The sequence below is a fragment of the Pseudomonas sp. RAC1 genome, from assembly GCF_030658255.1.
Lineage (GTDB): Bacteria > Pseudomonadota > Gammaproteobacteria > Pseudomonadales > Pseudomonadaceae > Aquipseudomonas > Aquipseudomonas boreofloridensis.
In genome coordinates, this window is the sequence record NZ_JAUTXS020000027.1 from 176422 (window position 1) to 189925 (window position 13504).

Below are 13504 nucleotides of genomic sequence, written 5' to 3' on the forward strand. Positions count from 1 at the left end.
ACACCGCGCCGCTTTTACTGGCAGCTCGCAGCGTGAGGCTTGCCGCTTAATTGAGCTGTTCGACGCGGATGCGTACCACGCTGCCGACCACGTCCTGCAGCGCTTCCAGGGCGACGATGGCGTCGTCGATGCGCTGTTCGATGACCCGGTGAGTGAGCAGGATCATCGGCACCAGGCCATCCTGCTCCTCGGCTTCCTTCTGCATGATCGACTCTATGTTGATGCCACGCTCGGAAAGGATGCTCGCCACCTGGGCCAGCACGCCCGGGTGATCCTTGGCCTGGATGCGCAGGTAGTAGGCGCTTTCGCAGGCCTCGATCGGCAGGATCGGGTGCGCCGACAGCGAGTCGGGCTGGAACGCCAGGTGCGGGACGCGGTTCTCCGGGTCGGCGGTCATGGCGCGCACCACATCGACCAGGTCGGCGACCACCGAAGAGGCGGTCGGCTCCATGCCGGCACCGGCGCCGTAGTACAAGGTCGAGCCGGCGGCATCGCCGTTGACCATCACCGCGTTCATCACGCCGTTGACGTTGGCGATCAGGCGGTCGCTGGGAATCAGGGTCGGGTGGACGCGCAGCTCGATGCCATCGACGGTACGGCGCGCCACGCCCAGGTGCTTGATGCGATAGCCCAGGGCCTCGGCGTAGTTGACGTCGGCGGTGGTCAGACGGGTGATGCCTTCGGTATAGGCCTTGTCGAACTGCAGCGGAATGCCAAAGGCGATGGACGCCAGGATGGTCAGCTTGTGCGCAGCATCGATACCCTCGACATCGAAGGTCGGATCGGCCTCGGCATAGCCCAGCGCCTGGGCCTCGGCCAGCACATCAGGGAAGGCACGGCCCTTCTCGCGCATTTCGGTGAGGATGAAGTTGCCGGTGCCGTTGATGATGCCGGCCAGCCAATTGATACGGTTGGCAGACAGCCCCTCGCGAATGGCCTTGATCACCGGGATGCCACCAGCGACTGCGGCTTCGAAGGCGACGATCACGCCCTTTTCGCGGGCTTTGGCGAAGATCTCGTTGCCGTGGACGGCAATCAGCGCCTTGTTGGCCGTGACCACGTGCTTGCCGTTTTCGATGGCCTTGAGCACCAGATCGCGGGCAATGGTATAGCCACCGATCAGCTCGATGACGATGTCGATCTCGGGGTTGGTCGCAACGTCGAACACATCAGCGGTAATGGGGGTACCGGTAATCTGGCAGTTCGGGTTCTGCGAGCGCATGGCGATCTGGGCCACTTCAATACCGCGCCCGGCACGGCGGGCGATCTCCTCGGCGTTGCGCTGAAGCACATTGAAGGTACCGCCACCGACGGTCCCCAACCCACAGATGCCTACTTTGACCGGTTTCACTGTGAACTCCCCATAGAACGACCGGCACTGTGCCGACCGTGAAACATGCCGTCACCCCATGACGACGGCGTACTGAATGAATTACTTGGCCGCTTGCGCCTGGCCGGCCAACGCCAGCTTGGCCACTTGCGGTGCCGGCTGGTAGCCCGGAATCACCTGACCGCTTTCGAGCACGATCGCTGGCGTACCGTTGACGCCGATCGACTGGCCAAGGTGGAACTGTTTGCTGACCGGGTTGGCGCATTTGGCCGCCTTGATTTCCTTGCCATCGACCATCTTGTCCATCGCCGCGACTCGATCGCTGGAGCACCACACGGCCTGCAACTGCTCGTCACCCGGCGAGCCCAGGCCTTGGCGCGGGAAGGCCACGTACCGCACCTCGATACCGCGCTTGTTCAGCTCCGGTACCTCAGCATGCAGCTTGTGGCAGTACGGGCACGTGGTGTCGGTGAACACGGTGATGTGCGAGCGGGTTTCGCCCTTGGCCGGGTAAACGACCATTTCAGCCTTGGGAATGCCGTTGATCAGCTTGGCGATGCCTTGGCGCTCGGTCTTCTCGGTGAGATTGACCGGCTTGCCGTCCTGCAGTTGATACAGGTAACCCTGCATGACGTACTGGCCGTCACCACTGGCATAGAGCACCCGACCGCCTTGCAGCTTGACTTCGTACAGACCACCGACCGGGCTGTTGGAGACGCTCTCGATCGGCACTTCCAGTTCAAGGGTCTTGAGCGTGTTGCGAATGGCCTGCTCGGCGCCTGCGTTGGCACCGGCACTGGCCTCGGTGGCCGCGGCGGCGGCAAAGGTACTGGCCAACGCCAGAGCGGCGGCGGCAAAAATCTGGGTCACGCGCATGGGGTACTCCTGAAGACGGACGGGGACCGGAGGACATCGCCTGCGGGAAAAGCGCGGCGACTAGAGCGGTCCCTGATGCAAACCGCCCAAGACTACCACATCAGGCGGGGACGAAATCAGTGTCTGGAAAGCCGCCGAGCGGAACATGAGGATCATTCATCCACGCGGGTGGTGCTGGGCGTGCAACTGCTGCAAGCGCGCCTTGGCCACATGGGTGTAGATCTGCGTGGTGGACAGGTCGCTGTGGCCCAGCAGCATTTGCACCACGCGCAGGTCGGCGCCGTGGTTGAGCAAATGCGTGGCGAAGGCATGGCGCAAGGTGTGCGGCGACAGCGGCTTGTCGATCCCGGCCACGCGCGCATGGTGCTTGATACGGTGCCAGAAGGTCTGTCGGGTCATTTCCTCTCCACGCAGACTGGGAAACAGCACGTCGCTGGGACGACCGTTGAGCAGATCGGCGCGGCCACCGCGCAGGTAGCGCTCGATCCACAGCACCGCCTCCTCACCCATCGGCACCAGGCGCTCCTTGCTACCCTTGCCCATCACCCGCAAGACGCCTTGCCTCAGGTTGACCTGGTCCAAGGTCAGGCTGACCAACTCGGTCACCCGCAGGCCGCAGGCATACAGCACCTCCAGCATGGCGCGGTCACGCTGGCCGATGGCCTCACCCAGATCCGGCGCCTTGAGCAGGGCCTCGACATCCGCTTCCGACAGCGACTTGGGCAACGGTCGGCCCAGTTGCGGCATGTCCACCTGCAAGGTGGGATCGAGGGCAATCAGCTTCTCGCGCAGCAGATAGCGATAGAAACCCCGTACTCCGGACAGAAAGCGGGCGGTGGAGCGTGGCTTGTAGCCCTGGTCCAGACGCCAGGCAAGGTGATCGAGGATGGCGGCACGGCCCGCCTCGGGCAAGGCCAGGCCCTGCTCCTGCAGCCAACCGTTGAACAGGGCCAGATCACTGCGGTAGGAAACACGGGTATTGTCCGACAGCCCTTTTTCCAGCCAGAGGGCATCGAGGAATTGGTCGATCAGCGGATGGTCCAGAGCAGGCATTTAACGGGTCTGTGGCGAAAAAGTGCGCCTAGTCTTCCACACGGGACAACGCTTGTCTGCAATGGCCTGGCGACGCATCTTTTCACGGACGCAGAACGCAAAAAAGCAGCCCGAAGGCTGCTCTTTCTCTCGCAAGGTGGCCGAGGCCACCGGTCAAACTGCACTCAGGACAGTTTTTCCTTGATGCGAGCGGCTTTGCCGGACAGGTCGCGCAGGTAGTACAGCTTGGCTTTACGCACGTCACCACGACGTTTCACGGCCAGGCTGTCGATCTGCGGGCTGTAGGTCTGGAAGGTACGCTCGACGCCAACGCCGCTGGAGATCTTGCGCACGGTGAAGGCGCTGTTCAGACCGCGGTTACGCTTGGCGATGACGACGCCTTCGAACGCCTGCAGACGGGAACGCTCACCTTCCTTCACTTTGACCTGGACGACAATGGTGTCGCCGGGTGCGAAGGCTGGGATTTCCTTGCTCATCTGCTCGGCTTCGAGCTGCTGGATGATCTTGTTGGTCATGCTGTGCTCCTAAGATGGATACGCGATCCACCATCGATACGTTTAACTATCGTCCCGCTCGCGGAGGTATTCCTCGAGCAGCTTCTTCTCTTCTCCAGAAAGCGAGCGACTTTCCAGAAGATCGGCGCGTCGTTCGAAGGTCCTACCAAGGGACTGCTTCATTCTCCAACGCCGGATGTGTGCATGGTTGCCACTGAGCAACACGTCGGGTACACGCTGATCCGCATACACCTCAGGTCGGGTGTAGTGCGGGCAATCGAGCAGACCGTCGGTGAAGGAGTCTTCCTCCGCCGAGTCCACATGCCCTAAAGCTCCGGGCAGCAGCCGTGTAACCGCATCGATCAACACCATGGCCGGCAGCTCGCCACCGGAAAGCACATAGTCGCCAATCGACCACTCCTCATCGACATGAGCCTCGATAAAGCGCTCGTCGATGCCTTCGTAACGGCCCGCGATCAGGATCAACGATTCCTGTTCGGCCAGACCTTTGACCGCCTGCTGAGTCAGCTTGCGGCCTTGTGGCGAGAGGTAGATCACCTTCGCCGCTGCTCCGGTCGCGTGCCTGGCACTGGCCAGGGCGTCTTCCAGAGGCTTGATTTTCATCACCATGCCCGGACCACCGCCAAAAGGCCGATCGTCCACCGTATGGTGACGATCCGTGGTGTAGTCCCGCGGATTCCAGCAGGTCACCTGAAGCAACCCCTGTTTCACCGCGCGGCTGGTAATGCCGTACTCCGTGATGGCCGAGAACATCTCCGGGAACAACGTGACGACTTCTACGCGAAGGTTACCCATCGTCTAGAAATCCGCGTCCCATTCGACTCGCATCACGCCTGCTTCCAGGTCGATGGCCAGCACGCATTGCGCCGTATAGGGCAACAAACGCTCGCGATCGTCCAGGCTGCCAGCGCAAGGCTTGACCACCATGACATCGTTCGCACCGGTCTCCAACAGGTGATCGACCTTGCCGAACAGCTGTTCGTCCTGGTTGATGACCTTCAGACCTACCAACTGGTACCAGTAGTACTCGTCAGCGGCCAGGTTGGGCAAAAGGCTCCGCGGTATGCAGATTTCGTAACCGCTCAGAAGACGGGCTTCATCACGATCCTCGAGACCTTTCAACTTCACGACCAGGCCCTTCTGGGAGCCACGACCGTTGACCAGCTCGACCTGTTTTACCTTGCCTTCGTGCCTGAGCGTCCAGCGCGGATAATCCAACAGGTTTTCAATCGGATCGGTAAAGGAATACACCTTCACCTCGCCGCGAACGCCGTGAACCGAAAAAATCTTGCCGACGACGATGAGATCGTCAGGCTTTTCTGGCGTCGCGTTCATACTGCTCAGGCGGCGGCCTTGGCAGCGTCCTTCAGCAGCTGAGCAACACGCTCAGACGGCTGCGCGCCCTGGCTCAGCCAGTAGGTGACGCGTTCCTGGTTGACCGACAGCTTGACTTCGGCGCCCGATGCGATCGGGTTGAAGAAGCCAACGCGCTCAACGAAACGGCCGTCACGGGCGTTACGCGAGTTGGTCACGGTCAGGTGGTAGAAGGGGCGCTTTTTCGAGCCGCCACGGGCCAGACGAATGGTTACCATGTGAACATCGTTCCTATAGTCGGTACTGCAGTCGGTGCTGCAAATCTGAATGCCAAATAGGCACACGGGTGCCCAAAAGGCCGCATATTCTCGGGGAATACACGGACATTTGCAAATGGCTTTTTCGCAAAAGCCTTGCAATGCCGGCCAGACCTGCCGGTTAAGCCGCGCTGAGGCGGCCGGTTTTCCCGCCGAAGCGGGGTCGGATCGGCTGCCTCGCGAGGCGAGCAGCCGATCGGATTCCTTACAGTTTCGGCATGCCGCCACCGGGCAGCATCCCGCCCAGGCCGCGCATCATCTTGGCCATGCCGCCTTTGGCGGAGAATTTCTTCATCATCTTCTGCATCTGCTTGTGCTGCTTGATCAGCCGGCCGATGTCCTGCACCTGGGTGCCGGAACCCATGGCGATGCGACGCTTGCGCGACCCGCTGATCAGGTCGGGATCGCGGCGCTCGGCCGGGGTCATGGAATTGATGATCGCTTCCATCTGCTTGAACTGCTTCTCGGCCGCGCCCTGGGCATTGCCCATCTGCGACAGATTGACCCCGCCGATGCTCGGCAGCTTGTCCATCAAGCCGCCCAGGCCGCCCATGTTCTTCATCTGCTGCAGCTGGTCGCGGAAGTCTTCGAGGTCGAAGCCCTTGCCCTTCTTCAGCTTCTTGGCGAGTTTGTCGGCCTTGGCCTTGTCGATGTTCTGCTCGGCCTGCTCGATCAGGCTGAGCACATCGCCCATACCGAGGATGCGCGAAGCGATGCGGTCGGGATGGAACGGCTCGAGCGCCTCGCTCTTCTCGCCCATGCCGATGAACTTGATCGGCTTGCCGGTAATGGCACGCACCGACAGCGCGGCACCGCCGCGGGCGTCACCGTCGACCTTGGTCAGCACCACGCCGGTCAGCGGCAGCGCTTCGCCGAACGCCTTGGCGGTGTTGGCGGCGTCCTGGCCGGTCATGGCGTCGACCACGAACAGGGTTTCCACCGGCTTGACCGCGGCATGCAGGGCCTTGATCTCGTCCATCATGTCGGCGTCGATGTGCAGACGACCGGCGGTGTCGAGAATGACCACGTCGATGAACTTGATCTTGGCTTCGCGAATCGCCGCCTCGGCGATATCCACCGGCTTCTGGCTGATATCGGACGGGAAGAAAGTTACGCCGATGTCGTTGGCCAGGGTTTCGAGCTGCTTGATCGCCGCGGGACGGTAGACGTCGGCGGACACCACCATCACGCTCTTCTTCTTGCGCTCCTTGAGAAAGCGCGCCAGCTTGCCGGCAGTGGTGGTCTTGCCCGCACCTTGCAGACCGGCCATCAGCACCACGGCCGGCGGGGCTGCATTGAGCGCCAGGTCTTCGTTGGCCGCGCCCATCAGGCTTTCGAGCTCGGCCTGGACGATCTTCACGAAAGCCTGGCCCGGGGTGAGGCTGCGCGACACTTCGGTGCCGACTGCACGTTCCTTGATGCTGTTGACGAAGTCCTTGACCACCGGCAGGGCGACATCGGCCTCGAGCAGGGCCATGCGCACTTCGCGCAGGGTGTCCTTGATGTTCTCTTCGGTCAGCTTGGCCTTGCCGGTGACATGGCGCAGCGTCTGTGACAGACGGTCGGTCAGGTTTTCGAACATGGTGATCCTTTCAGGCCCAGTGAAGCCGAGGTTGTTCAGGCGCCCCGGCAAACATCGCACGCCGAGGGCACAGCAAGCCGGGCAGTATAACGGAGAGCGACGAAGGCGCGAAGCGGCAAGCGGCAAGCGGCAAGCGGCAAGCGAGTTTGGCGCGATCCGCTCCTGCTTGCCGCTCCACGCTTGAAGCCCGCGGCTTCTTGAAGCTTGCAGCTTGCAGCTTGCAGCTTGACGGTGCGAAACTCCCCTCCTTTAAGGGCTCGCCTCCCAGGACCTATGCTCTCCTCACCCAGCCTCATCCCCAACCTGATCGCAGCCATTCTCTACATCGCCGCGACCGTCCATCAGGGCACGCGCCTGGCACAGGGCAACAAAGCGGACAAACGGCTGCTCGGCTTGCTGGGCGTGGTCGCCGTGCTTGCCCAAGGCAGCGCCTTGTTCTTCCAGTTGCTCACCCCGCTGGGGCTGAGCCTCGACTTCTTCAGTGCGGCCAGCCTGATCGCCACGGCGGTCATCGCACTCACCTTGCTGGCTTGCCTGAGCATTCCGGTGGAGAACCTGCTGGTCCTGCTGTTCCCGCTCGGCGCCATCACTGCGTTGCTGTCGCAGTTCGCGCCGGCCGGTACGGTGCCACTGGTCAACGAAGAGCCCGGCATCCTTGCGCACATCCTGTTGTCGATCCTCGCCTACGGCCTGTTCACCATCGCCGTGGTGCAGTCGCTGCTGTTGCTGTTGCAGGATCATCAGCTCAAGCACAAGCACCCTTCCGGACTGATCCGTAACTTCCCGCCGCTGCAGACCATGGAAAGCCTGCTGTTCGGCTTCCTCTGGGCCGGGTGGATCTTGCTGTCGCTGTCGCTGATTTCCGGCTGGCTGTTCCTGGACAACCTGTTCGCCCAGCACCTGGTGCACAAGACCTCGTTGTCGTGCCTGGCGTGGATCGTGTTCAGCGTGCTGCTGTGGGGACGCACCCGCCTGGGCTGGCGCGGACACAAGGCAATCCGCTGGACACTGGCCGGTTTCTGCCTGCTGATGCTGGCCTATTTCGGCAGCAAGCTGGTTCGTGAATTCATCCTGCACATCTGACGAGCGGTCATGAACACTCTGCCGTATGCCCCTCTGCTCGGCACCCTGACACTGGCGCTGCTGTGGTCGGCGCTGTTCAGCGCCGTCGACGCCGCCCGCCAGCACCTGCTTGGCCAGCCCCGCCACAACGACATGCCAGCCCCTGCCCTGCCCGCCCAGGCCTTGGTGCTATGCGCCAGCCTGGGCCGATTGCTGGTCCTGGGCCTGGCCTGCCTGATCGGCCAGCGCCATAGCGGCGAACACGGGTTTTGGCTGGGCGGACTCGGCGCCACGCTGGCGCTGCTGGTGCTGGCCGAGTACCTGCCGCGCCGCCTGGCCCGGCGTAACCCCCAAGCCTTCGTCAGCCTCGGCGCCAGCCTGCTGAAACTGCCACTGACGCTGCTGCAGCCACTGGCCTGCCTGCTAGACGGGATGGCCAAGCTCATTTTGCGCCCGTTCCGTGTACAGCCTGCCGCCGTCGCCCTGCACCCACAGGACGAGGAGCGTTTCGACGAACACGAGCCCCACGAAGCCCCCCGCCAGGGCCTGGCCGAGGGCTTGCAAGCGTTGGACAAGATCACTGTCAACGACATCCTGGTGCCACGCAACGAAGTCGATGGCATCAACCTCGACGACCCGCTCGAACAGATCGTCCGGCAATTGATTGTCAGCCGCCACACGCGGCTGCCGGTCTATCACAACGACATCAATCAGGTCGAAGCCATCCTCAACACCAAGCTCATCAGTCACTTGCTGGCCAGCGCCGAGCTGACCCTGGAGAGCCTGAAGAGCGCCTGCTACGACCCCTATTTCGTCCCCGAAAGCACGCCCCTGCATCTGCAATTGCTGAATTTCCACAAGCAGCAGCGGCGCATGGGTGTGGTGGTGGACGAATATGGCGAGGTGCTGGGCCTGGTGACGCTCGAAGACATCCTCGAAGAAATCGTCGGCGAGTTCGAGGAAGAGCAGGGTCTGGACAATCCGCACATTCACCCGCAGGTCGATGGCCGCTTCGTCATCGACGGCACCGCTTCGTTGCGCGAGCTCAACCGCAGTCTTGGCTGGCACCTGCCCTGCGACGGCGGCCCGAAAACCCTCAACGGCCTGGTCACCGAAGCCCTGGAAAGCATTCCCCCCAGCGCGGTCTGCCTGAAGATTGGTCGCTATCGCCTGGAGATCCTCGAAATCGAAGACAACTGTGCGAGCAAGGTGCTGGTCTGGGCCGTCACTCGCTAGCTATACTCGGCCCACGCTTACCCAGCCCTGCCGTCCCGCCCGCTATCCGCATCGGCGGCTCACGGCCAGTCCGCTGCTGACGAGCCTGCGGTCCTGCCACCTATCCCGAACAGCATCCGCACCCTGCCATCCCTGGGTCTTCGTCAGCCTGGCGAACCACAATAATACGCGGTGGCCTGCGCGTGCAGCCTCGCGAACGACTGCTCAGGGACTTTCGCATGACAACCAGCAGCACCTACGCCGAGCCTGCCTCGGCGACTCCGGTCAACTCACCTGCCCGCGTGGCGACCGCCAGCTTCATCGGCACCGCCATCGAGTTCTACGATTTCTACGTCTATGCGACTGCCGCGGCACTGGTCATCGGCCCGGTATTCTTCCCCTCAGGCTCAGGCACCGCGCAGATGCTGGCGGCCTTTCTCACCTTCGGCATCGCCTTTCTCGCCCGCCCGCTGGGCTCGGCCCTGTTCGGCCACTTCGGCGACCGTATTGGACGCAAGTCGACGCTGGTGGCCTCGCTGCTGCTGATGGGCGTATCGACCACCCTGATCGGCGTGCTGCCTGGCTACGACAGCATCGGCGTGTGGGCACCGATCATCCTCTGTGTACTGCGCTTCGGCCAGGGCCTGGGGCTGGGCGGGGAATGGGGCGGCGCGGCGCTGCTGGCCACCGAGAATGCGCCTGAAGGCAAGCGCGCCTGGTTCGGCATGTTTCCCCAGCTCGGGCCGTCGATCGGTTTCCTGGCCGCCAATGGCCTGTTCCTGACACTGGCCTTGCTGCTCAGCGACGAGCAATTCCGTGAATGGGGCTGGCGCATTCCCTTCCTGCTCAGCGCGGCGCTGGTGCTGGTCGGTCTCTATGTACGACTCAAGCTCGAGGAAAGCCCAGTGTTCGCCAAGGCCGTGGCGCGTCACGAGCGGGTGAAGATGCCGGTGGTCGACCTGTTCGCCCACCACTGGCGCCCCACCCTGCTCGGCGCGGCGGCGATGGTGGTGTGCTACGCACTGTTCTACATCTCCACGGTGTTCTCGCTCAGCTATGGCGTCTCGACGCTGGGCTACAGCCGCGAGACCTTCCTCGGCCTGCTGTGCTTCGCCGTGGTGTTCATGGCCCTGGCCACGCCGCTGTCGGCCTGGCTCAGCGATCGCTACGGGCGCAAGCCGGTGTTGGTGGTCGGCGGACTGCTGGCGATCGCGTCGGGTTTCACCATGGAGCCGCTGCTGACCTCTGGCTCCACGACCGGCGTGGCGCTGTTCCTGGCCCTCGAGCTGTTCCTGATGGGCGTGACCTTCGCACCGATGGGGGCCTTGCTGCCAGAGCTGTTCCCCACCCACGTGCGCTACACCGGCGCCTCGGCGGCCTACAACCTGGGCGGCATCGTCGGCGCCTCGGCCGCGCCATTCTTCGCCCAGAAGCTGGTGAGCCTGGGTGGATTGAGTTGGGTAGGCGGGTATGTGTCGGCAGCCGCGCTCATCAGCGTGATCGCGGTACTGTGCCTGAAGGAGACCCGGCAGACGCAGCTTTAAGCCTGGGCCTGCGGCCAGTTGCAAGCGGCAAGCGGCAAGCGGCAAGCTACAAGCTGCAAGCTGCAAGAGGATCCGCACCCGCCGCGGATCGCTCTTTCTTGCCGCTTGTAGCTTGTAGCTTGTAGCTTGCGGCTTGTAGCTTGCCGCTCGTGGTTTAAAAGTCGACGTGGACTGCCTGGGCGGCGCGGGTGGCCTTGGCGCGGGCGGCTTCGATCGACTCGTCGCGTGCCAGGCACACGCCCATGCGTCGGGTGCCGTTGATTTCCGGCTTGCCGAACAGGCGAATGGCGGTGTCGGGCTCGCTCAGCGCGGCGCCAAGGTTGGCGAACGCGGTCTGCTGCGACTGACCTTCCGGCAGGATCACCGCCGAGGCCGACGGGCCGAACTGGCGGACCACCGGAATTGGCAGGCCCAGGATAGCGCGAGCATGCAGGGCGAACTGCGACAAATCCTGGGAAATCAGAGTGACCAGGCCGGTGTCGTGAGGGCGCGGCGACACTTCGCTGAACCACACCTGATCGCCCTTGACGAACAGCTCGACCCCGAACAGACCACGACCGCCCAGCGCATCGGTGACCGCCTGCGCTACGCGCTGCGACTCGGCCAAGGCCTTCGGGCTCATGGCCTGGGGCTGCCAGGACTCCTGATAGTCGCCCTTCTCCTGACGGTGGCCGACTGGCGCGAGGAACGTGGTCCCGCCGACGTGTCGGACAGTCAGCAGGGTAATTTCATACTCGAAATCGATGAAGCCCTCGACGATTACCCGGCCCTTGCCGGCACGGCCGCCCTCTTGGGCGTAATCCCAAGCTTTCTGCAGGTCGGCATCGCTGCGCAGCAAGCTCTGGCCTTTGCCCGACGAGCTCATGACCGGCTTGACCACGCACGGATAGCCCACATCGGCCACGCCCTTGGCGAAGTCTTCATAGGTATCGGCGAAGTGATACGGCGAGGTCGGCAACTCCAGCTCTTCGGCGGCCAGGCGGCGGATGCCTTCGCGGTTCATGGTCAACTGGGTGGCGCGGGCCGTCGGCACCACGTTGAAGCCTTCGTTTTCCAGCTCCACCAGCGTGGCCGTGGCGATGGCTTCGATCTCCGGCACGATGTAATGCGGTTTTTCCGCTTCGATCACAGCGCGCAGGGCGACGCCATCGAGCATGTTGATCACGTGGCTACGGTGGGCCACCTGCATGGCCGGCGCATTGGCGTAACGGTCCACGGCAATCACTTCGACGCCCAGGCGCTGCAGCTCGATCACCACTTCCTTGCCCAGCTCGCCGCAGCCACACAGCAGTACGCGGGTCGCGGTGGGCGACAATGGGGTTCCGATACGGGTCATTTCAGGTCCTCGTAGGCGTCCGGGGCGCGCCGGCAGGGGCTGCCCGCTGAAAAAGGACCGGTATTCTACATCAATCGTGTGCACTTCAACCTGCTGCCAGCAAGCGGCGAGCACGCCAGGCCATGATCAGCCAGACTGCGGTCACCCCGGCGAACTTGGAGGTCATGGCCGTGCCGATCACCGCTGGAGTGAGTGCGCCGATCATGCCGAAGAAGATGAACGTGTCCACCGGAATGCTCAGGGCCGAGCTCAGCCAGAGGCGATCGCGCAGTGGCCTGCGGGTGATGCTGAACACCAGCCAGTCGATCAGCTCGGACACGAAGAACGCCGTGGCACTGGCCAGGGCGATGGCCGGTTCGGAGGTGGCGTAGGACAGCACCAGCGCGACCAGCATGGCGATCAGGGCACCATGGCCGAAGCGGGTCTGGACCATGTCGCGCAGGATGAACACCAGCCCGCCCCAGGCGGACCAGATCACGTCCAGGTGCGGCGCACTGGAGAAGGCGTAGTTGATCAGCACCACGCTGCTGATGTAGGCGATGAGATAGAACATGATTGGAGATTCTGTGGGCAAGCCGGACAGATTAGCGGGGAGTGAATCGCCGGTAAACCCGCTGCTGCGCAACCCCGCCCGCAGACACGCTCAACCGATGACCAGGCCCGCCGCCAGCGCCCGCTCGTGACAACGCACCAGCACTGCCCGGCGCTGGTCGTTGTCCAGGCGTGTCCATTGGCTGATTTCCGCCACGGTACGCTGGCAACCCGTGCAAATGTCCTGCTCGTCCAGGGCGCAGACGTTGACGCAGGGTGAGCCGACCGGCCGCTCGTCAGTCTTCATCGAGCACCAACTCGCGCCCATAACGCTCGGCGTTGTGCACGTAATGCGCAGCGCTGGCCTCAAGCATGCGCTTCTGCTGCTCGGTGAGCTCGCGCACCACCTTGCCCGGCGAGCCCATCACCAGCGAGCCGTCGGGAATTTCCTTGCCCTCGGGGATGAGTGCGTTGGCGCCGATGATGCAGTGTCGACCGATGCGCGCGCCGTTAAGAATTACCGCGTTGATGCCGATCAGGCTGTAGTCGCCGACGCTGCAGCCATGCAGCATGGCGTTATGGCCGATGGTCACACCCTTGCCCAGGGTCAGCGGCGAGCCCAGGTCGGTGTGCATCACCGTACCGTCCTGGACGTTGCTGTCCTCGCCGATGTCGATCAGCTCGTTGTCGCCACGCAGCACGGCACCGAACCAGACACTGGCCCGCGCCTGCAGGCGCACCTTGCCGATCAACGTGGCGGTGGGCGCGGCCCAACTGCTGGGATGGGCTTCGACGCGCAGGTCGCCCAGGCGGTATTTCATATGTGCTT

15 protein-coding genes are annotated in these 13504 nt (G+C 63.3%); 3 read left to right on the forward strand and 12 right to left on the reverse strand.

Features of this window, described 5'->3' with window-relative positions; genetic code table 11:
• Nucleotides 1-46: 46 nt before the first annotated feature.
• The 8 genes from Q7C30_RS08665 to ffh form a co-directional block, all read right to left on the reverse strand.
• Nucleotides 47-1351 (reverse strand): homoserine dehydrogenase, encoded by a 1305-nt coding sequence (locus tag Q7C30_RS08665; RefSeq protein ID WP_317871273.1) that lies wholly within the window; start codon nt 1349-1351, stop codon nt 47-49.
• Nucleotides 1352-1432: 81 nt separating this feature from the next.
• Nucleotides 1433-2206, reverse strand: coding sequence for a DsbC family protein (locus tag Q7C30_RS08670; RefSeq protein ID WP_304483907.1), 774 nt, complete (start codon nt 2204-2206; stop codon nt 1433-1435).
• 156 nt (nt 2207-2362) lie between these two features.
• Nucleotides 2363-3259 (reverse strand): site-specific tyrosine recombinase XerD, encoded by an 897-nt coding sequence (gene xerD, locus Q7C30_RS08675; protein ID WP_039575759.1) that lies wholly within the window; start codon nt 3257-3259, stop codon nt 2363-2365.
• Between the two features lie 164 nt (nt 3260-3423).
• Nucleotides 3424-3774 (reverse strand): 50S ribosomal protein L19, encoded by a 351-nt coding sequence (gene rplS / locus Q7C30_RS08680; protein ID WP_029613346.1) that lies wholly within the window; start codon nt 3772-3774, stop codon nt 3424-3426.
• A gap of 42 nt (nt 3775-3816) precedes the next feature.
• Nucleotides 3817-4569 carry a tRNA (guanosine(37)-N1)-methyltransferase TrmD gene (trmD, locus tag Q7C30_RS08685; RefSeq protein WP_317871274.1) on the reverse strand — a complete coding sequence of 251 codons (753 nt, stop codon included), beginning with the start codon at nt 4567-4569 and terminating at the stop codon, nt 3817-3819.
• A gap of 3 nt (nt 4570-4572) precedes the next feature.
• Nucleotides 4573-5109 (reverse strand): ribosome maturation factor RimM, encoded by a 537-nt coding sequence (gene rimM / locus Q7C30_RS08690; RefSeq protein WP_029613348.1) that lies wholly within the window; start codon nt 5107-5109, stop codon nt 4573-4575.
• Between the two features lie 5 nt (nt 5110-5114).
• On the reverse strand, nt 5115-5366 hold the full coding sequence (rpsP, locus tag Q7C30_RS08695; protein WP_008094480.1) for a 30S ribosomal protein S16: 252 nt from the start codon (nt 5364-5366) through the stop codon (nt 5115-5117).
• Nucleotides 5367-5610: 244 nt separating this feature from the next.
• Nucleotides 5611-6987 carry a signal recognition particle protein gene (gene ffh / locus Q7C30_RS08700; protein ID WP_029613349.1) on the reverse strand — a complete coding sequence of 459 codons (1377 nt, stop codon included), beginning with the start codon at nt 6985-6987 and terminating at the stop codon, nt 5611-5613.
• Nucleotides 6988-7260: 273 nt separating this feature from the next.
• Between ffh and ccsA the strand changes: the two genes are divergently transcribed.
• From ccsA to Q7C30_RS08715, 3 genes are all read left to right on the forward strand, one after another.
• The gene (gene ccsA, locus Q7C30_RS08705; protein ID WP_029613350.1) at nt 7261-8070 is read left to right on the forward strand and encodes a cytochrome c biogenesis protein CcsA; all 810 of its coding nucleotides are present in this window, start codon (nt 7261-7263) and stop codon (nt 8068-8070) included.
• A 9-nt stretch (nt 8071-8079) separates the two neighbouring features.
• Nucleotides 8080-9285: a transporter associated domain-containing protein gene (locus Q7C30_RS08710; protein ID WP_295484230.1), complete on the forward strand. Its 1206-nt coding sequence runs from the start codon at nt 8080-8082 to the stop codon at nt 9283-9285.
• A gap of 218 nt (nt 9286-9503) precedes the next feature.
• Nucleotides 9504-10808 (forward strand): MFS transporter, encoded by a 1305-nt coding sequence (locus tag Q7C30_RS08715; RefSeq protein ID WP_304483903.1) that lies wholly within the window; start codon nt 9504-9506, stop codon nt 10806-10808.
• Nucleotides 10809-10962: 154 nt separating this feature from the next.
• Here the strand turns inward: Q7C30_RS08715 and purT are convergent, their stop codons facing one another.
• From purT to Q7C30_RS08735, 4 genes are all read right to left on the reverse strand, one after another.
• The gene (purT, locus tag Q7C30_RS08720; protein ID WP_116887655.1) at nt 10963-12144 is read right to left on the reverse strand and encodes a formate-dependent phosphoribosylglycinamide formyltransferase; all 1182 of its coding nucleotides are present in this window, start codon (nt 12142-12144) and stop codon (nt 10963-10965) included.
• 85 nt (nt 12145-12229) lie between these two features.
• Nucleotides 12230-12697, reverse strand: coding sequence for a VUT family protein (locus Q7C30_RS08725; RefSeq protein ID WP_317871275.1), 468 nt, complete (start codon nt 12695-12697; stop codon nt 12230-12232).
• Nucleotides 12698-12787: 90 nt separating this feature from the next.
• The gene (locus Q7C30_RS08730) at nt 12788-12982 is read right to left on the reverse strand and encodes a DUF1289 domain-containing protein (RefSeq protein WP_317871276.1); all 195 of its coding nucleotides are present in this window, start codon (nt 12980-12982) and stop codon (nt 12788-12790) included.
• Nucleotides 12972-13496, reverse strand: a complete 525-nt coding sequence (locus tag Q7C30_RS08735) for a gamma carbonic anhydrase family protein (RefSeq protein WP_317871277.1) — start codon at nt 13494-13496, stop codon at nt 12972-12974. Before Q7C30_RS08735 ends, Q7C30_RS08730 begins: the two co-directional genes overlap by 11 nt.
• Nucleotides 13497-13504 lie beyond the last annotated feature (8 nt).